Source organism: Magnetofaba australis IT-1, from assembly GCF_002109495.1.
In the GTDB taxonomy this organism is placed as follows: domain Bacteria; phylum Pseudomonadota; class Magnetococcia; order Magnetococcales; family Magnetococcaceae; genus Magnetofaba; species Magnetofaba australis.
Window position 1 is genome coordinate 1,014,887 of sequence record NZ_LVJN01000020.1, and the last position, 19,457, is coordinate 1,034,343.

12 protein-coding genes are annotated in these 19,457 nt (G+C 61.6%); 11 read left to right on the forward strand and 1 reads right to left on the reverse strand.

The window, feature by feature from the left end; genetic code table 11:
* The first annotated feature begins 3 nt into the window (after positions 1-3).
* From rodA to MAIT1_RS16730, 11 genes are all read left to right on the forward strand, one after another.
* Positions 4-1,164 (forward strand): rod shape-determining protein RodA, encoded by a 1,161-nt coding sequence (rodA, locus tag MAIT1_RS16685; RefSeq protein ID WP_085444681.1) that lies wholly within the window; start codon positions 4-6, stop codon positions 1,162-1,164.
* 27 nt (positions 1,165-1,191) lie between these two features.
* Complete coding sequence (lpxD, locus tag MAIT1_RS16690) at positions 1,192-2,145, forward strand: UDP-3-O-(3-hydroxymyristoyl)glucosamine N-acyltransferase (protein WP_085444682.1); 954 nt, start codon at positions 1,192-1,194, stop codon at positions 2,143-2,145.
* A gap of 4 nt (positions 2,146-2,149) precedes the next feature.
* Entirely contained in the window at positions 2,150-3,310 is a 1,161-nt protein-coding gene (locus MAIT1_RS16695) for a methyltransferase domain-containing protein (RefSeq protein ID WP_085444683.1), read from the forward strand.
* Between the two features lie 7 nt (positions 3,311-3,317).
* Positions 3,318-3,944, forward strand: a complete 627-nt coding sequence (locus tag MAIT1_RS16700) for a TIGR04282 family arsenosugar biosynthesis glycosyltransferase (protein ID WP_085444684.1) — start codon at positions 3,318-3,320, stop codon at positions 3,942-3,944.
* Between the two features lie 47 nt (positions 3,945-3,991).
* Positions 3,992-4,216 carry an AAA family ATPase gene (locus MAIT1_RS22685; protein WP_198947922.1) on the forward strand — a complete coding sequence of 75 codons (225 nt, stop codon included), beginning with the start codon at positions 3,992-3,994 and terminating at the stop codon, positions 4,214-4,216.
* Positions 4,120-5,325: an AAA family ATPase gene (locus MAIT1_RS16705; protein ID WP_241893515.1), complete on the forward strand. Its 1,206-nt coding sequence runs from the start codon at positions 4,120-4,122 to the stop codon at positions 5,323-5,325. The genes MAIT1_RS22685 and MAIT1_RS16705 overlap by 97 nt, the downstream gene beginning before the upstream one ends.
* Positions 5,322-5,921, forward strand: a complete 600-nt coding sequence (locus tag MAIT1_RS16710) for an HNH endonuclease family protein (protein WP_085444685.1) — start codon at positions 5,322-5,324, stop codon at positions 5,919-5,921. The genes MAIT1_RS16705 and MAIT1_RS16710 overlap by 4 nt, the downstream gene beginning before the upstream one ends.
* Positions 5,922-6,034: 113 nt before the next feature.
* Positions 6,035-8,065: a B12-binding domain-containing radical SAM protein gene (locus MAIT1_RS16715; RefSeq protein ID WP_158089570.1), complete on the forward strand. Its 2,031-nt coding sequence runs from the start codon at positions 6,035-6,037 to the stop codon at positions 8,063-8,065.
* A gap of 328 nt (positions 8,066-8,393) precedes the next feature.
* Positions 8,394-14,240: a PAS domain S-box protein gene (locus tag MAIT1_RS16720; protein WP_158089571.1), complete on the forward strand. Its 5,847-nt coding sequence runs from the start codon at positions 8,394-8,396 to the stop codon at positions 14,238-14,240.
* A gap of 88 nt (positions 14,241-14,328) precedes the next feature.
* Positions 14,329-15,474, forward strand: a complete 1,146-nt coding sequence (locus MAIT1_RS16725; protein WP_085444688.1) for a SpoIIE family protein phosphatase — start codon at positions 14,329-14,331, stop codon at positions 15,472-15,474.
* On the forward strand, positions 15,471-16,574 hold the full coding sequence (locus MAIT1_RS16730) for an HD domain-containing phosphohydrolase (protein ID WP_198947924.1): 1,104 nt from the start codon (positions 15,471-15,473) through the stop codon (positions 16,572-16,574). The genes MAIT1_RS16725 and MAIT1_RS16730 overlap by 4 nt, the downstream gene beginning before the upstream one ends.
* A gap of 81 nt (positions 16,575-16,655) precedes the next feature.
* On the opposite strand, the gene MAIT1_RS16735 is transcribed toward MAIT1_RS16730, so the two are convergent.
* On the reverse strand, positions 16,656-19,451 hold the full coding sequence (locus MAIT1_RS16735; RefSeq protein ID WP_158089572.1) for a hybrid sensor histidine kinase/response regulator: 2,796 nt from the start codon (positions 19,449-19,451) through the stop codon (positions 16,656-16,658).
* Positions 19,452-19,457 lie beyond the last annotated feature (6 nt).

The window sequence follows — 19,457 nt, forward strand, 5'->3', positions numbered from 1 at the left end:
GGTATGAGCGCAAACAGCGGTAAACGCAGCGCGCCTTTGACCCAGGCCGAGCCAACCAGCAGCTTGCAGGAGCGCCTCTATCGCTTTCCCTGGGGCTTGTTGATTACGCTGCTGCTCATCGTCGCCGTCGGGCTGCTGGTGCTCTATTCGGCGGTGGGCGGCGGCGAGAGCAGTCAGATGTTGATCAAACAGGGCGTGCGGGTGGCGGTGGCGTTTGTCCTGATGCTGCTTATCGCCTTCTCCGGCGAGAAGTTCTATCGCCGCCACGCCTATACCCTCTATCTGCTGGTGGTGGTGCTGCTGGTGGTGGTGTTCCTCTCCGGGGTGATCGGCATGGGCGCGCGGCGCTGGCTCGATCTGGGGGTGGTGCGCCTGCAGCCGTCGGAGTTGATGAAGGTGGCGCTGGTGCTGGCGTTGGCGCGCTACTTCCATGATCGCGGCGCCATCAAGCGTTTCGGCTGGCGCGAAATCTGGCCGCCGCTGCTGATGCTGGCGCTGCCCATGGCGCTGATCCTCAAACAGCCCGACCTGGGCACCGCGCTGGCGGTGGCGGCGGCGGGCGGGGTGGTGATCTTTGTTGCCGGACTGCCGTGGCGCATCCTCATTGGCGGCGCGCTGGCCGCCGCCGCCGCCGCGCCGCTGCTGTGGCAGGGGCTGCACGACTACCAGCGCCGCCGGGTGATGACCCTGTTTTCGCCGGAGGAGGATCCGCTGGGGGCGGGCTACCATATCATTCAATCCAAAATCGCCGTGGGCTCTGGCGGCATTGTGGGCAAGGGTTTTCTGGCGGGGAGTCAGAATCGCTTGGACTTTCTACCCGAGCGTCATACCGACTTCATCTTCTCGGTGTTGGCCGAGGAGTGGGGCTTTATCGGCGCGCTGGGGCTGCTGGGGTTGTATGGTCTGATTATCGCGCGTGGGCTGCATATCGCCTTGAATGCGCGCAATCGCTTCGGCATGCTGGCGGCCACCGGTTTAACCGCCATGGTGGGGTTGCAGGTGGTGATCAATATCGGCATGGTGATTGGATTGCTGCCGGTGGTGGGCATTCCATTGCCGCTGGTCAGCTACGGCGGCAGCTCCATGTTGACCATTATGATCGCCATGGGGCTTCTGGCGCATATTAATATCCACGCCAAACCCATGAGCGGGGGCGGCGTCTAGCGCCATGGGCGCGGGGAAGGGGAGAGCATGAAGCTGTCACACATCGCCGAGGCGCTGTCGCTGGCGTGGGAGGGGGAGGATCGCGAGATTACGCGCATCACCCCGGCGCAGGATCCCGCCCCGGACGCGCTCACCTTCGCCCAAGAGAAGCGCTGGCTTACGCCGTTGCCCGCCGACGCCGTGGTGGCGATTCCCGACAAGCTCAAACCCCATCTGGCCGGGCGCAGCGCGCTGATTACGCCGGTTCCGGCGTTGGATCTGGCGCGCGCTGGCGAACTGCTGGGAATGGTCCCGTTTCAGTCTCCCGCCGACATCTCCCCGGCGGGCGCTATCGACCCGTCGGCGCAACTGGGCGCCAACGTGCGCGTGGGCCCCGGCGCGGTGATCGGCGCGCGGGTGGTCATCGGCGATAATTCCGTCATTCACGCCGGGGCGGTGATCCACGCCGATACGGTGATCGGCGCCGACTGCATCATCCACAGCAACGCGGTGATCGGCGCCGACGGCTTCGGCTATGAGTTTGTTGACGGGCGGCATCTGCGCATCCCCCACTTCGGCACAGTGGAGATCGCCGACGATGTGGAGATCGGCGCCGGGACCACCATCGATCGCGGTCGCTTCGGCCCCACCCGCATCGGCGCGGGAACGCGCATCGACAATCTGGTGCAGATCGGTCATAACGTGCAGGTGGGACGCCACTGCCTGATCATCAGTCAGGCGGGCGTCGCCGGCTCCTGCGTGCTGGAGGACTACGCCATACTCGCCGGTCAGGCGGGCATGGCGCCGCACACCCGGCTTGGCCAGGGGGCGCGGGTGGCGGCGGGCAGCGGCATCGCCAACGATGTGCCCGCCGGACAGACCGTCTCCGGCTGGTGGGCGATTCCCCACCGTGAGAATTTGGCGCAAGTGACGGCGCTGCGCAAACTGCCCGACTTCATGAAGCGGGCGCTCAAATTGATGAACCGATTCGAAGGGGAGTAAGGCCATGAGCATGGAGAGCCACGTCAAAGCCCGGTACGCCCAGGGGGCGCAGGCGGTGGAGGCGGAGCTGTGCTGCCCGGTGGATTACGACGCCGATCTGCTCAAGCTGCTGCCCGATGAGATCGTCGAGCGCGACTACGGCTGCGGCGATCCCTCCCGCTATGTGCGCGAGAATGACATCGTGCTGGATCTGGGCTCCGGCGGCGGCAAGATCTGCTATATGGCCGCGCAACTGGTGGGCGAGGATGGCCATGTCATCGGCGTGGATATGAACGACGCCATGCTGGATCTGGCGCGCCGTCATCAGGATGAGATGGCGGAGAAGCTGGGCGGACACCGGGTCACCTTCCTCAAAGGGCGGATTCAGGATCTGACTCTGGGGCTGGACGACGTGGCCGAGTATCTGGCGGCCAACCCGGTGAAGGATCTGGAGAGCGCCGAGGCGTTCCGCCAGTGGGAGGAGGAGATGCGCGATGAGAATCCGCTGATCCCCGACGACTCGGTGGATCTGGTGATCTCCAACTGCGTGCTCAATCTGGTGGATGATCGCGACAAGCAGCAGATGATCGAAGAGATCTATCGCGTGCTCAAGCCGGGCGGGCGGGTGGCCATCTCCGACATCGTCAGCGATATCGAAGTCCCCGACGACATGCGTGACGACCCCGAACTGTGGTCCGGCTGCATCTCCGGCGCGTTTGAAGAGAGCGCGTTTGTCGAGGCGTTCCAGGACGCCGGGTTCGCCGCCGTGGGCTATGACAAATGGGACCTGGAGCCGTGGCGGGTGGTGGAGGGGATCGAGTTCCGCTCGGTGACCCTCACCGCCATCAAGGCGCCGCTGGAGAGCCTCACCGACGGCGGCCATGCGGTGATTTACAAAGGCCCGTTCGTGCATGTTTCCGATGAGCTGGGCAATGTGTTCAGCGTGGGCAAGCGCGTGGCGGTGGCGCGGGAAGTCTACGAGCGGCTGGGCGAAGCGCCCTATGCGGAACACTTCATTCGCCTGGAGCCCTCGGAGCCGTGGCCTGATGACGAGCCGTTCCTGCTGGAGCCGGGGACTCTGCGCGAGCCGGGGGTCAATCGCGGCGGCGGCGCGAGCATGAGCGCCGCCGAGGCGGGCGGCTCTTGTTGCGCGCCCAAATCCAGCCACGGCTCGGGCTGCTGCTGAGGTCGTCATGCGCACCGCACTGGCGATACTGGCCAAAGCGCCGACGCCCGGCCAAGCCAAAACTCGATTGATTCCCACGTTGGGCGCGGAGGGCGCGGCGCGCGCTGCAGCGGAGCTGCTGGCTGCGGTGTGCGACAACGCGCGCCAGTGGATGGCGGGCGACCCGGAGCGCCGCAGCGTGCGGCTGTGGTGCGCGCCCAATGATGACGACCCGCTGTTTCAGCAGCTCTTTACCGATCAGCAATCTCGCGCGATTCAGTGCGCAGGGGATCTGGGCGCGCGCTTGGCTCATGCGGCGCGCCAGGAGTTGGCCGAGGCCGATGCGGTGCTGCTTTTGGGCGCCGACGCCCCGGCGGTGGACCCCTCGTGGTTGGCGTGGGCCGTGGAGATGCTCGCCCGGCGCGATGCGGCGCTGATTCCGGCCGAAGATGGCGGTTATACATTGCTAGGGCTCAAGCGCGCCGAGGCGGCGCTGTTTACCGACATGGAGTGGGGCGGGGATCAAGTCGCGGCGCAGACCCGCGCGCGGATTCAAGCGCTGGGCTGGAGCTGGGCGGAGTCCGCGCCGCTATGGGATGTGGATACCCCGGATGACTGGGCGCGGTTTTGTGCGAGCAGGGCTCCCCACGGGTAATCGGTGGGATTTTGAAAAATCCACAACGCTGAAAACAGGGATGCGTCATGTTGACCAGTCTGAGCTTGACCAACGTTGGGCACGTCCCCTTTGCGGAAGCCGATTTTGGTGAGGGGTTGAATATCCTCACAGGCGATAATGGGTTGGGCAAGAGTTTCTTGCTGGATATCGCTTGGTGGGCGTTGACCCGGCGTTGGCCTCAGGAGCTGAATCCAGGTTTGACGGCGGGTGGTATGGCGTTGCCAGGGGGGGGTCCCAAAAACCCAAGATAGAAATCGCTCTGAAGGCGCGTTCCAAGCGCATTCAGTTCACGAGTGAGTTTCAACCCAAGGAGCAAATTTGGACGGCCAAGCGTGGGCGTCCCTCGATTCCCGGGTTAGTGTTGTACGCAATGGCCGATGGCGGCTTTTGCGTGTGGGATCCGGCGCGCAACTATTGGACGGACACGAAAGATGGTGAAACGTCTTCCGCTCGTGTTCCCGGTTATGTTTTCACTCCGGGTCAGGTCTGGGATGGGTTGAAAAGCGCGGATGGAAAGACTCTGTGTAATGGGTTGATCGCGGACTGGTCTGGCTGGATCCGCGAGCGTGGGGAATCTTTCAAGTTGCTCAATACTGTTTTAGCGTCGCTCTCACCTCCTGAGGGGCAGACTCTTCAAACAGGGGGGCTCAAGCGGATCAGTCTGGACGATGTGCGGGATATTCCAAGCATCCGAATGGCCGATGGTGTGGAGACGCCGGTGCTCTACGCCTCTGCGGGGGTCCGTCGTATTCTGGCTCTGGCCTATATGTTGGTCTGGGCTTGGCAAGAACACCGCATCGCTGCGGATTTGCGCGGCGAGCAGCAGAGTGATCGCATTGTTTTCCTGATCGATGAAATCGAGGCGCACTTGCACCCCAAATGGCAACGGCGCATCGTCCAGGCGTTGCGCCATGTGGTGGAGAAGCTGTCGCCACAGGCGCGCACGCAATTGATCGCGGCAACCCATTCGCCGTTGATCATGGCCTCCATAGAGCCGCAGTTTCATGAGAAAACAGATCGCTGGTTCGATCTGGATTTGGTGGATGGGAAGCCTCAGTTGCGTCGCATGGCGTTTGTCAAGCATGGCGATGCGGAAGGGTGGTTGACCAGCGAGGCGTTTGACCAGAAAAGCAGCCGGGCGCCAGAGTATGAGGCGCTGATGGCGGAAGCGTCTTGGCTGGTGGATGAACGCAATCCCGATGTCGATGCGTCTCAGATTCAAGAAATGTCTCAGCGCCTGATCAATGCGCTGGACCCCAAAGACGCCTTTTTGATGCGTTGGCGTTATATCGCGCAGAAAAAAGGCTGGGTGACTGGAGCCGAAGGCGCGTCGCGGAGCGCAGAAGGCGAACCGCAGTGATTCCGGTGGTCGCGCAACCGGAACCTGCCGAGTTTGACGCACAGGTGCGTCAGCCTGGGTTGGCGCAACTGGTTAGAGACAATGTGCCTGCAAATGGGCCGCCGCCCAAGAATTACAAGTTCAAGGCGACTTGGCAGGGGATATGGAATCGAGTGCTTTGGGACACCTATTCAGGTACATGCGCCTATCTGGCAATCTACTTTGAATTTGCGACAGGAGCCAGCTCCACAGATCATTTCATCCCGAAATCCCTGAGCGCCGGGTTGGCTTATGAATGGGATAACTACCGCCTGTCGTCTCTTGCTCCCAATCGCCGGAAAAATGCGCGGACCATTCTCGATCCATTCACCATGCAGGCAGGGACATTTCACCTGAACCTGATGACTGGAGAGATCTATCCTAACCCCCAGCTGTTAAGGCCTGTGTTGCAACTGGCGCTCACAACCATCTCTGCGTTGGGGCTGGATGACGCCGATTGTCGCCGTATGCGCGTGAAGCATTATGACGAATACCTCAGCCACAAGGTTTCCCGCCCGTATTTTCAAGAACACTCCCCATTTGTCTATTATGAAGCGGATCGACAAGGGCTTTTATGAAGCGGATCGACAAGGGCTTTTGTGCGTTCGTGGAGACAGGATTGTCATAAGGGTTGCATGGAGGTTTCAGCAAGCGCGAACGGCGTGCTGACATGCGATCTGGGTGGCAACGAATGAACACACGGAAATTGAAGATTTTTCTCGGTGATCTTGTCCACACCTGGGGCAAGGTGGCGCAGTGGACGTTTCCACTCAACATCGGCTACGTGGGCGCCTATGCGCTGAAAAAATTTCCCCACGATGTGGAGGTGCGGCTGTTCAAGCGCCCCGAGCTGATGATCGCCGCCATCCAAGCCGAACGCCCGGATGTGGTGGGGCTCTCCCACTACGTGTGGAACGCCCAGCTCGACAAGCTGGTGTATCAGATCGCCAAAGCGGCCAACCCCCAGTGCCTCACCGTGGGCGGCGGCCCCAACTTCACCGATATCAACGCCAACGAAACCCACGCCAAACGTTTCTTCCAAAGGCAACAGGCGTGCGACGTGTTCGTCCTCAATCAGGGCGAGGCGGGCTTTGCCGCGCTGCTGGAGCGTTGGCTGGGGCTGGGGTGTGATCTTGCCGCGCTGCGGCGCGATCCGCTGGAGGGCGCGCTGATCAACGCCTCCGGCGATGGTCAGGCGGTGCATGTGCGCGGCGGACTGCCCGCGTTTATGGATCTGGATGAGATTCCGTCGCCCTACTTGACCGGCATGCTCGACGACTTCTTCGCCGAGACCATGACCCCCATTATCGAAACCAACCGCTCCTGCCCCTATCGCTGCACCTTCTGCGCCTGGGGCATCGGCGCGGGCAAGCTCTCCCAGTACAGTCTGGAGCGGGTGTTCGCCGAGATCGACTACATCGCCGCACACCGGCCCAAATCGATGAATCTGTTCCTGGGCGACGCCAACTTCAGCATCCTGCCCCGCGATACGCAGATCGCCGAGCGTCTGCGCGCCGCCCACGACGCCCACGGCTATCCGGGGTTCTGCAGCATTCAGTGGAACAAGGGCGCGCCCCAGCGGGTGATTGAAACCGCCAAGGCGCTCAAGGGGCTGGCCGATATTACCGCCACCCTGCAGAGCAGTAACGAAAAAACTCTGGCGGCCATCAAGCGTAAGAATCTCTCCCTGGAGACCATCGGCGACGTGGTCAAGACTCTGGAGCGGGAAGGGGTCTCCAGCATCGTCTTCTCCGAGTTGATCCTGGGTCTGCCCGAGGAGACCCGAGAGAGTCATCTGGCGGCCATTCGCGACCTCATGGACGCCGGGGTGGAGGTGACCAACTACAACCTCTACCTGCTCGAAGGCACCGAGATGGAGAGCCCCGAGCAGCGCGCGCAGTACTTCAAGCAGACCGGCTGGCGCTTGCAGGATGGCGGCTATGGCGAGTATGCCGGCCAGCGCGTGGTGGAGGGGCAGGAGATCGTACTGGAGACCGCCAGCATGTCCCGCGAGGCGCTGCGCGCGTTCCGCTTTACCCACTTTTTGATCCAATTCCTGTGGTCCAAACGCTACTACTTCGATGTTCTGAAGCTGCTGCAAGTGCATGGCGTGCATCCGCTGGACGCGATCCTGGCCATTGACGCGGCCATGCGCGGCGCCGAGGGCGATCTGGGCGGCGTGATGGCCGACTTCAATCGCGATCATGACCTGGAGAATTTCGCCACCATGCAGGCGTTGGCGGAGTACTGGACCGCCGATGAGCCGTTTGATCGCTTGCGCCGAGGCGATTACGGCAAGCTCAACTACGCCTTCTCGCAGCGGATTCTGTTGGACGCATTTGAGCCGTTTAACGCATTGGTGCAGGAGGTTGGCCAGGCGCTGTTGCGCCACATCGCGGCCCCGGCCGAGGCGTTGGAGCAACTGGCCGAGGCGATCCGCTTTGGCGCGGCGCTGCGGGTGCGCCTTACCGATGCGCTGGAGTGGGTGGAGCAGTGCGATTTTGAGTCCCGCTATGACTTCCTCAGCTGGCGCAAAGCGGGCTTTGAGGGCGCGCCTGCAAAAATGAACGGGACGCCGTTTGTGTATCACTTTCAATTGCAGCCGGAGCAGAAGTCCAACCTGCAGCGGCAACTGAATCAGTTCCGCGCGCAAAACCCGCGGATGACGCTGCGCAAAATGGGCGAGTATATTAGCGCCCAAGAGTTCTTTTATCGTTGTTAGTCTTGAATCTGACCTGTTTCACAATGGCAAGCGGACGCAGTTTTTCTCTGTGCATCGGCGTAAGTCTTGATGACCTTTCCGTATCGCTCATGGTAGTTTGAATCTTCACGATAAACTTCCATGCAAAACGCCTTTTTCCCAAGTGATGGTCAGGTTGGAGTCGATGCGGCGACTGTTTTTGGCTCTGTGTCTATTGTGTTTGTCGTGTGCGTCGACGGCGCATGCGCAACGCGACACGCAACAACCGTTACGGCAAGCCGACGCCCACTCCTCACACGCCTTGTCCGCAGAGCGTGCGCCCGCCGCCACGTCTGATCATGGGCTCAGTTTGAGCGAAACGACGCTCTCCTCGGGGCTCTCCTCTTCTGTTGACGCTCCCCCTCTCTCTTCGTCATCCATGGCGCAAATCACCAATGATGTCCTGGTCGATTTTCGCCCCCCGAGCTTTCAATGGTTTCACGTCTGGATCGACTTTATCGACCGCGGCGGCGTATTGGCGGTGGCGGTGGTGGCGGTGGCGCTGTTGCTCATTAGCGCCGCGCCTTTGCTGATCCGTTTGGCGCCGGAAGAGTGGGTGGTGCGCCATTTGGGCGGACGCCGCATGCGCATCGCGGCGGTGTTGGGCAGTCTGGCGGCCATGGCGCTGGTGTTGGCCATGATTCAGCAAAGCTCTTTTAGCCACCGTGAACATGCGGTGGATATGGCGCACCAGAATCTCACGCATGTCCTACGCGGCGATTTAACCCGCTTGGAAACCTGGGTGCAGGAGCGCCTGCGCCTGATGCGGGTGTTTGGCGAAAACAGCGCGCTGGCGGGATTGGTCTCCGAATTGAGTCTGCATTCCCATCTCTCGCCTAAGCATTTGCGCGCCTCTCCGGCGCAGGGCTGGCTACGGATTCTGTTCGATAGCCATGAAGAGGTGTTGCAGAGCCGGGATTTCGCCATCATCAATCGACAGGGCGTGATCCTGGCCTCGCGCAAAGAGTTGGAGGTGGGTGAACTCTTGCCGGGTCTGATGCGGCACAGCAAATCGGTGAAACAGGCCTTTTCCGGTCTGCCGCTGGCGATCAGTCTCCTGAATGAAAAAGTCGCGTCAAACACCTCCATGAGCGCCGAGGCGGAGCATCTGCTGGAGCGCTGGCGGGCCGTTGTTCTGCTGGCGCCGATTCGGGATGAAAAAGGACGCGTCATCGCTCTGCTTGCGCGCCGACTGGCGCCAGCACTTGATCTGAGTCGCCTGCTGGAGCCTGGACGCATGGGCGATAGCGGCGAGAGTCTGGCGGTGCGCGGCGATGGCGTGATGTTGAGTCAAAGCCGCTTTGTGCAATCCTTGTCCGGCGTGCGCTCTGTTGATGGCGTGTTGGTCGGACGCATCAACCAGCTGCTTCGCGATCCCGGCGTGGATCTGCTCGCGGGAGGCAAAACCGAGCGTGTCTTTGCGCAGTGGCCGTTGACCGAGGCAGCGCAGCAGATTGTCGCGCAGAGCCGTGATTTGACCGCTGTTCTCAAGGAGGACGAGCCGCAGGAAACGCGGATTAATCTCCTGACTGCGCGCGACTATCGGGGGCGTGTGGTGATCTGCGCCTGGATGTGGAGCGAGCGCTGGGGGCTTGGCTTACTGGCGAAGATCGATCGTGATGAAGCGCTGGGGCAGTACTATGTGCATCAATCCAACCTGATCCTGGTAGCGGGCGCTACGCTGCTCTCGGCGCTGGTGATGATGTGGACGGCGGTGTTGTTGGCGCAGAGCGCGCACAAGGTGCTTCAACAGCGCCGTGAGGAGTTGGAATCCCGTATGCGCGAAGGCTCCGAAGCGTTGCAACGGGTCATCAACTCGGTGCCGGACGGCATCATCGTGATCGATGACAAGGGGATGGTCGAGCGATTCAGCCCCGCCGCCGAGCGCATTTTCGGCTACTCCGCCGAAGAGGTGATTGGTCGCAATGTCAGTCTGCTCATGGCTGAGCCTTTCCGCTCGCAGCACGATGGTTATCTGGCGCGCTATCTGACCACCGGCCGCAAGCGCGCTCTGGAGACCGGAGGCATGGAGTCGGTGGGGCTGCGCAAGAATGGCGAGAGCTTCCCCATCGGTTTGTCGATCTCCGAAGGCGCCCGCGCCGATGGCCGCTACTTCACCGGCGTGGTGCGCGACATCACCGAGAAAAAGGCCTCGGAAAAGGCGTTGATGGAGAGCTCCGAACGCCTGGACCTGGCGCTCAAAGCGGGCAATATCGGTTATTGGGACGTGGATCTGATGACCGGCGATACGCTGGTGGATGACCGCTATCGGGAGATGTTTGAACTCGCCCACGGCGATATGCTGACCCGTGAATCGTGGTATCAAACCATCCACCCGGACGATCTGTCGGAAGTGGAGCGCATCGGCGCCGAATACAAAGCGGGGCTGCGCAGTGATTACGAAATCCGTTACCGCGCCATTACCCCCAGCGGCAATCTCAAGTGGTTTGTCTCCAACGGCGTGATCGTGAGCCGGGATAAACATGGTCGGCCCGAGCGCATGGTGGGCGCCATCCGCGACATTACCGCGCAAGTGCGCGCACAGGAGGAGCGCGCGCTGGCGCAGGAGAAGCAGCACGCCCTGCAGGCGCAGATGGACGCCATCCTCACCAACATGCAGAACATCGTGCTGTTGCACCACTACGAAAAGGGGGTGGTGTATTGCAATGCGCGGTTTGCGGACCTGCTTTCCCGCGATCTCGATACGGTGCTCGGCGAGACCTATGAAACCCTGTTTCCCGGATTGGTTGGCGCGCGTCTGGCCACCGCCAATCAGACCGCCTGGCGGCGCGGCGCGCCGGTGGACCTGGAGATTGCGGTGGAGGGTGAACGGCATACGCGCTATTTCGATATTGTGATGTTCCCGGTCAGTCTGGGCGGCGAACGCGCGCCGCTGATCTGCTGTATTGGCGCGGAGATCACGCGCCGCAAGCAGATTGAACAAGCGATCATGCAGTCCAACCGCGATTTGGGCGCTCTGAGCAACGCCAACGAAGCGGTGTTGCAGGCGCGCACGGAAGAGGAGCTGTTGCAGACCATCTGCCGCATTCTGGTGGAGTTCAACGGCAAGCTGATGGTGTGGGCGGGCCTGGCGCGCGATGATGAGCGGAAGTCCATCGATGTGGTGGCCCATGCGGGCTACGAAGAGGGCTATTTGCAGCATAGTGACTTCTCCTGGGACGCGGCCCGCGCAGAGGGCCATGGGCCGGCGGGGGAAACCATCCGCTCCGGGTGTTGGGTGCTGACCCATGACACCGAGACCGACCCCAATTTTGCGCCGTGGCGTGAGGCGGCGCGTGGACGGGGATACCGCTCGGTGCTGGGGCTGCCGATGATGCGACAGAACCGTGCGTTTGGCGTGATTATGGTCTACTCCGCCCAACCGGATGGTTTTGAACCGGAGAATATCCATACCCTGCAGCGTTTGACCGATAACGTCGCCCACGCGATTTTGGCCCTGCGCAGCGAAGAGGCGCGCAGCGCCGCGGAAAAGGCGCTGCAGATGACCCAGTACGCGGTGGACAACGCCGCCGAAGGGGTGTTGTGGATCCATCCGCAAGAGCGTTCCGTGCTCTACGCCAACAAGGCGATGCAGGAGATGCTGGGGTATTCGGCTGAGGCGCTGGCGCAGTTGGCGGTGGGCGATCTGAATCCCGAAATCAACGACGCCAGTTGGGACATGTGGATGGCGCGTTTCCAGGCCGAAGGCGGCGTGGAGTTGGAGACTGAACTCGTGGCCGCCAGCGGCGCGCGCATTCCCGTGGAGGTCAACGCCACCCTGGCGCGGTTTGAAGAGCAGGAGATCCTGGTCGCCTTCATCAAGGATATCTCCTCGCGCAAGGAGAGCGAGCGGGCGCTGCTGGAGGCGAAAGACGCCGCCGAGGACGCCGCGCGCGCCAAGAGCGCCTTTCTGGCCAATATGAGCCATGAGATTCGCACCCCCATGAACGCGGTGATCGGTTTGAGCCACCTGGCGCTGCATACCCAGCTCACGCCCAAACAGCACGACTATGTGAGCAAAATTCATTCGTCGGCGAATAATCTGCTGGGCATCATCAACGACATCCTCGATTTCTCCAAGATCGAGGCGGGCCGTATGCGGATTGAAAAAGCGCCGTTTGAGCTGCGTGGAGTGATTGACCAGGTGACCGGCCTGGTGGCGCAATCGGCGCGGGAAAAAGCGCTGGATCTGTTGGTGGATATCCCCTCACACGCGCCGCAGTTGCTGTCTGGGGACGCATTGCGCCTGCAGCAGATTTTGCTCAATCTGGCCAACAACGCAGTGAAATTCACCGAAGTGGGGGAGGTGACGCTGTGCGTGCGCGTCGATGAGGCGGGAGAGGACCATGTGCGCCTGCATCTGTCTGTGAGCGATACCGGAATCGGCATGGAGCCCGCTCAGGTGGCGCAGCTATTCCAATCATTCAGCCAAGCGGACGTCTCCACCACCCGGCGTTATGGCGGCACGGGGTTGGGCTTGGCCATCAGTCGCCAGTTGGCGCGTCTGATGGGGGGGGAGATCCATGTGCGCAGTCAAGTGGGCGAGGGCAGCGTGTTCACGCTGGAGGCGGAGTTCGGTCTGCCTGAGCAGCCGGATGAGCAGCCAGTCAACCCACTGTTGAAAAAATGCGCCGCTTTGATCGTCGATGGATCGGAGAGCGCGCGGGAAATTCTGGGGCGCATGGCCGCGCCGCTGTTTGCGCGGGTGGAGTGTGTGGCCGACGCCGACGCCGCTCTGTTGCGATTGAGCCGGAAAGAGCAGGACGAAGAGCCGTTTGACTTGGTGATTATCGATTGGCGCACGCCGCCTCAGGGCGGCGAGGCGCTGGTCAAGCGGCTGCGCGCCGATGAGCATCTATTGCACAAACCCCGTGTGATCTTCGTCTCATCCGATACCGCCGAGCGTGATCTCAACGACCTGGATGGCAGGCAGGTGGATGGCGTGGCGCTCAAACCGTTGACCGCCTTCTCGCTCAGCGAATCGGTGCAGGCGCTGTTTAGCAGCGGAGAGATTGCCCGATCCGCTGGGGTTGCCGAGGAGCGTCATGCGCCCAGCGGATTGCCCGTTCTCACGGGAGTGCGTCTGTTGGTGGTGGAGGATAACCTGGTCAATCAGCAGGTCGCCAAAGAGATTTTGACTATGGCGGGGGCCGAAGTGACATTGGCCAAGGATGGTCATGACGGCGTCGAGAAGGCGTTTTCGTCGCCATTCGATGGTATTCTGATGGATATCCAGATGCCGATCATGGATGGGCTGGAAGCGACCAAGCAGATCCGCAGCGGCCTCAAAGAGAGTTCGCCGCCCATTATCGCGATGACGGCCAACGCCATGCCAGGCGACCGTGAGCGTTATCTGGCGGCCGGGATGTCGGACTATATTTCCAAACCCGTCAACGTCATTGAGTTGGGGGAGAAGCTGCGGGCATGGATCCCCCTTGTGGAAACGCTCTATGAAAGCCCTCTTGCGCAGCGCAAGAGTCCGAATGAGCTGGACGAAACGCTGATTCCGCAACAGCTTCCCGGGATCCATGTGGACGATGGTTTGGCTCGCCTTGGCGGCAACGCCCGCGCCTATAGACGTCTGTTGCTCCTGTTTGCAGACCGGCAGCGCGACAGCGCAGTGCAGATAGAAGAGGCGCTGACACAAGGTCGGACCCAGCAAGCGCTCCAGTTGAGCCATGGGCTAAAAGGCGCGGCGGGTCATATCGGCGCCATCGAGTTGCAGGAGGCGGCGGCTACGCTGGAGATGGGATTGCGCCATGAGCCGGAGTCGGTGACGGCGCCGCAGGTCGCTCCCATCGAACAACTGCTCATCCAGGTGTGCCAAGGCATTGATCAGGCCTTCGCCGGACTGCACGCGCAGGGGCGTCCTCAAGTCCGTGCGATCTCCAGCAAAGAGTTGGCGCGCAATGGGCGGGCGTTGCTGGCGATGCTTGAGGAGTACAACTCCGATGCCGTGGATCTGTTTGAAACCATGGAGCCGTTGTTTGCAACCTGTGGCTACCAGGAGTTGAATCAAGAGTTGCGGCTGATGATTGGGCGATTCGATTTTGATCAGGCTATTGCGCAGTTGAAGCCAGTATTGGATGATTTGATCGACGAGGATGGCGAGTCTGTCGAAGAGGGGCGCGAGCCGCCGCCGGAAGTGAGTGAATGATGACATCAGGACAGATGAGGAATGTAGTCCGCCACGCTGCAAACCGTTTGGCGATCACGATCCATCCCTCCTTAGGGGAGGCGGCGAGATGGTGAATCGCACAGCGCACCCGGAGGGACAAGGCGTCGTGCTTGTGGTCGACGACATGCCGCAAAATATCTCCATCATCAAGGATATTCTGCAGGAGCACTATCTGGTCAAAGTCGCCACCAATGGTCAGGTGGCGCTGAAAGTGGCGCAAAAAGAGCCGCTGCCGGATCTGGTGCTGCTGGATATCATGATGCCCGGCATGGATGGCTATCAGGTCTGCAAACAGTTGCGGGAGAATCCGCTGACCCGCGATATTCCCATCATCTTTGTCAGCGCCATGGGCGAGGTCAGAGACGAGGTCAAAGGGTTGGAGTTGGGCGCCGTCGACTACATCATCAAGCCCGTCTCCGCGCCGATTCTGCTGGCGCGGGTCAACACCCAAATGGCTCTCAAACGCGCGCAGCAGGCGGTGCGGCGGCAGTACCACCTGCTGCGCGAAGAGCGTATGGTGGTGGAGAATATCGTCAAACGCATGCGGCGTTCGCGGGATTTCGATGACCGTTATCTGCGCTATCAGGTGGCGCCGGTGGAGGCCACCAATGGCGATATCGTGCTGTCGGCGTTTCGCGCCGATGGTTCACAGCAGTTGTTGGTGGGCGACTTCACCGGACATGGATTGCCTGCGGCGGTGGGCGGCCCTCTGGTGACCTACATTTTCTATCGCTCCGCGCGGGAAGGGCGCCCCTTTCAGGAGGCCCTTGAGCAGATCGATCAGATGCTGATCGAACAGTTGCCGGTGCAGGTGTTCATGGCCTGCGGCGCGGTGGAGATCTCCGCCGATCGCACCCAGGCGCGGGTGTGGAGCATGGGGTTGCCGCCCCTGGTGCGGTTTGACCCCCAGGGCGCGTTGACCACCATGGAGTCGGTGCGCCCGCCGCTGGGCATTGACGACCGCGAGGCGTTCCCTGAAGGCGATCTGCTGGAGTGGAGTCCGCAGGACAGGCTCTATCTCTACTCGGATGGGTTGATCGAACTGGAGAACGCCGCCGACGAGCCGTATGGACAGGCGCGCCTGGTGGAAAAGCTGTCGCACATCGCCAAGGAGGGGCATCAATTGATGCGCCTGTTTGACGACCTGCGACGCTTTGTCGGCCAGGGCGAGCCGTTCCAGGATGACATGACGCTAGTGGAGTTGGCCGGATGAGCGCAGAGATGACGCCCAACAGCGAGCAGAACAGTCGTCGCCGGACCGTGTTGGCGGTGGATGACACGCCGGAGAATCTCCATGTGTTCAAGGAGCTTCTGTCGGCTGATTATCGCGTGCAGGTGGCCACCAACGGGGTGACGGCGCTGAAGATCTCCGCCACTCAACGCCCCGACCTGATTCTGCTGGATATCATGATGCCGGGGATGGACGGGTATGAGGTGTGCCGTCACCTGAAATCCGATCCGCACACGGCGAGCATTCCGGTGATCTTCGTTACCGCCATGAGCGATGTGATGGATGAGCATCGTGGGCTGGAGGCCGGCGCGGTGGACTATGTCACCAAACCGGTGCAGCCCGCTCTGCTGGAGGCGCGCGTGCGCACCCATATGGCGTTGGCCGATCAGCAGCGCGCATGTGAAGCGTTGGTGCGCCAGCGCACGCAGGAGTTGGAGGTGAGCTATCGCGCCGCCATCGACATGCTGGGAGAGGCCGGTCACTACAACGATACTGATACCGGCGCCCACATCTGGCGCATGGCCTCCTATTCGCGCGCCCTGGCGCAGGCGGCGGGGATGAGCGTGGAGGAGGCCAAGCTGCTGGAGCTGGCGGCGCCCATGCACGACATGGGCAAGATCGGCATTGGCGATGAGATTCTCAAAGCGCCGCGCAAATTAACCGCAGAAGAGTTTGAGGTGATCAAAACCCACACCCTGATCGGCGCGCGTATTTTGAGCAAGAGCGATGCGCCCTTATTCAAGCTGGCGGCCAGCGTGGCGCTGCATCACCACGAACGCTGGGATGGGGCGGGCTATCCCGATAAGCTGGCGGGGGAGGCGATTCCGCTGGAGGCGCGCATCGTCGCCATCGCGGATGTGTTCGATGCGTTGACCATGAAACGTCCCTATAAAGAGCCGTGGCCCATCGACAAGGCGATGGATGCGATTCGCGAGGGCTCAGGCTTACATTTTGACCCGGAGTTGGCGCGCCTGTTTTGTGACCTGACGGAAGAGGTGACCCAGATCAAACAGGAGTGGGATCGCGAAGAGTTGCAAAACAGCGAGCGATTCAGCCTGGGAAAAGGCGCGGTGAAGAGTTGAACGCTTCTGGAGCGCCCGACGCATCCGCTTTGTGAAACGGGGTCCCCATTGACCCCACAAGCGGCGCGTTTGTCGTCTGCGCTATGGGAAGACGCTAGGCTGCGAGGCGGGGGGCTCCGGGGCGTCGTCGGCGGCGTGCTGGGCGCTGTGGAACCGCTCGAGGAAGGCCAGCAGCTCTTTTTTGCGGATGGGCTTGGTCAGGTGCCCATCGCAGCCAGCCTCTTCGGAGTGGCGGTGCGCGTCGTCAAAGGCGTGGGCTGAGAGCGCCCAGATTGGCGCGCGCGCGCGGCCATTGCGGCGTTCCCATTGGCGGATGTGGCGGGTTGCGGCATAGCCGTCCATGCGCGGCATCTGCACATCCATCAGCACCAAGTCAAATCGTCGTAGCGCATACTGCTTGACCGCCTCCTCGCCATTGCGGGCAAACGTGAGGCTGTGCGGCGTTTTGCTCAAATAGGCTTTGAGCAGCATGATGTTGTCTTCCGAGTCCTCGGCAATCAGAATTTTCAGCCCGTTTGCCGCGGGCGTCTGCTCATCTGTCTGCGCCTCGTGAGCCGCTGTGGTTGGCGCGCTGGTGGGGGGCAGAGGAAGCTCCACACGAAACAGACTGCCGCGCCCTGGCGCGCTCTCCAGCGTAATCTCTCCCTCCATGCGCTCGATCAGGCGCTTGCAGATGCTCAAGCCCAGGCCTGTGCCGCCGTACTGCCGGGAAATGCCGCTATCGGCTTGGGAGAAGGGCTGGAAAATGGACTGCTGATGCTTGGGCGCGACGCCAATGCCGGAGTCGGCCACTTCAAAGCCATAGTGCGTGGGGGAGAGCGGGGCGCCGCGCAGACGCACCGAACCCTTTTGGGTGAATTTAATGGCGTTGCCCACCAGATTGATCAGCACCTGCCGCAGGCGAGAGGCGTCGCCCAGGCGCCACGGCGCGGGACCAACATCACACACGGCGCTCAGCTCCAGCCCCTTTTGCGTCGCCTTCTGCTGGAAAATCCGCGTCACATCGGCCATGAGCGCGTTCAACTCAAACGGCTCTTGCCCCAGGGTCATCTCACCGGCTTCGATTTTAGACAGATCCAGAATATCGTTGATCAGGCTCAGCAGGCCTTCCCCCGCGCTCACCGAGGTGGCCAGATAATCTCGTTTGGCCGCATCGCTCTCCTGTTCAAGCAGCAGTTCGCTGATGCCCATGATGACGTTCATGGGGGTGCGGATTTCATGGCTCATGGCGGCCAGGAACTGGGTCTTGGCGGCGTTGGCCTGCTCGGCGGCATGACGCGCCTGCTCGGCGCGCTCCTGCTGTCTGCGTTCGGTCATATCCTGCACCGCGCCTTCAATGAGGCGGCCTTTGCCGCTGGTGACCACCGGATAGGCGTTGACCATGGCCGCGAACGTAGAACCGTCGCGACGGCGCAGAGTGATGTCGTAGTTGATGATGGCGTGGTTGCGCATCAAGCGGAGCATCAGGCGTTTGCGTTCGGACTGCCGGGGGAACACCCGCTTCATCCAGTCTTCGCTGGCGATGAGGTTGCGCGGCGCGCCATAGCCGAGCATTTGCGCCAATGCCGGATTGGCGGTGATCAGCACGCCGCTGGAGGAGATCTGAAAGATCCCTTCCACGGAATTTTCAAAGATGCTGCGATACTTCTGCTCCGCCAACCGCATGGCGAAGTCCGCCTGTTGCAATCGTTCTGTCATCTCATTGAATGAGCGGGCTAATTCTCCAATCTCGTCGGTGCTTTCAATGGCCACGCGCTTGGAGAGGTCTTGGGTGTTGGCCACCGCGCGCATGCGCTCGGTCATGCGGATGATGGGCTGGGTGATGAAACGCCCCAACCACAATGTGACCAACACGGTGATGAGCAAACCGATCCCAAGCCCCGCCCCTTGCAACCACAGAATGTGGCCGGTTTGGGCAATGACCTGGGCATGGGGGATGTAGGCGGCCAGCGTCAGCGGCGCGCCTTCGATGAGAGAATAGCTGCTAAACCGCGCCAGGTAGGAGACATCCGCGCGGGTGACGCTTTGCATGGCGGCGCGATTATGGCGACTCAGGGCGGCGAATATGGCCTGGCGGCTGGCTGCGTGCTGGGGATGGCTGGAAACCAGCGCGACGCCATCTTCGGTCAGAATTTCAATTTCGACATGGGTGCGTTCAAAAAAGCGATGTAAGCGCTGGTTATCGATGGGGCGGCGATATTGGATAACGGCCCCGGGGAGGGTTTTGAGCTGGTAGGCGTTATCCGGATCTTCCACCTGGATGCGCACGGGCTGCGCATCTTGCAGATAGAGTTGCTGTTCACGGCGTACTGCGGTGGCGCCGATCTGTGGCGGCGAGGACATCTCCGCCATCAGCGACTGTTCCGCGGGGGCTTTGCGCCACAGTTCATCGGAAAAGCGCACCAATCCCGCGTCATCACGTGGGGTGAAGACGGAGAGGCCGTTACCCTCCTCCTTGAGCAGCAGAATCTGATGCTGTCTGCCAATCGCGCTGAGGCGGCCATCCTCCCACAGCGCCGCCAGATCGCCCGGTTGAGTCTGCAATGTTTGCCGCAGATGCTGAATCAGGCGAATGCGTAGGGTATAGGCCAACTCCTGAGTGGCGGCCTGTTCTCCCTGTGCGGTCAGGTTGTGCAACGCCGTGACCATGCGGCGGACCTCTGGCGTGCTGGCTTCCGCTTCCAGAGTGGTGTCCAACGCCCGCGCGCTGGCGCTTAACTCTTTGACCAACAGGGCCAGAGCGCTGTCGAGCTTTTCACGCGCGCGGTCGCGGTGGTCCACATAGGTGATCCACACCGCTGAGGCCCCGGCGAACAGCGCCACCAGGAACACGGTGGAGAGCGTGACCAATAACAGTTTGTGTTGAAGAGAGCGCATAAGGCG

What these genes read in the sequence shown, in the direction of transcription:
- lpxD (WP_085444682.1), top strand. Translation starts at nt 1,192, where the DNA reads ATGAAGCTGTCACACATCGCCGAGGCGCTGTCGCTGGCGTGGGAGGGG.
- MAIT1_RS16700 (WP_085444684.1), top strand. Translation starts at nt 3,318, where the DNA reads ATGCGCACCGCACTGGCGATACTGGCCAAAGCGCCGACGCCCGGCCAA.
- MAIT1_RS16725 (WP_085444688.1), top strand. Translation starts at nt 14,329, where the DNA reads ATGGTGAATCGCACAGCGCACCCGGAGGGACAAGGCGTCGTGCTTGTG.
- MAIT1_RS16730 (WP_198947924.1), top strand. Translation starts at nt 15,471, where the DNA reads ATGAGCGCAGAGATGACGCCCAACAGCGAGCAGAACAGTCGTCGCCGG.
- MAIT1_RS16715 (WP_158089570.1), top strand. Translation starts at nt 6,035, where the DNA reads ATGAACACACGGAAATTGAAGATTTTTCTCGGTGATCTTGTCCACACC.
- rodA (WP_085444681.1), top strand. Translation starts at nt 4, where the DNA reads ATGAGCGCAAACAGCGGTAAACGCAGCGCGCCTTTGACCCAGGCCGAG.
- MAIT1_RS16735 (WP_158089572.1), bottom strand. Translation starts at nt 19,451, where the DNA reads ATGCGCTCTCTTCAACACAAACTGTTATTGGTCACGCTCTCCACCGTG.
- MAIT1_RS22685 (WP_198947922.1), top strand. Translation starts at nt 3,992, where the DNA reads ATGTTGACCAGTCTGAGCTTGACCAACGTTGGGCACGTCCCCTTTGCG.
- MAIT1_RS16695 (WP_085444683.1), top strand. Translation starts at nt 2,150, where the DNA reads ATGAGCATGGAGAGCCACGTCAAAGCCCGGTACGCCCAGGGGGCGCAG.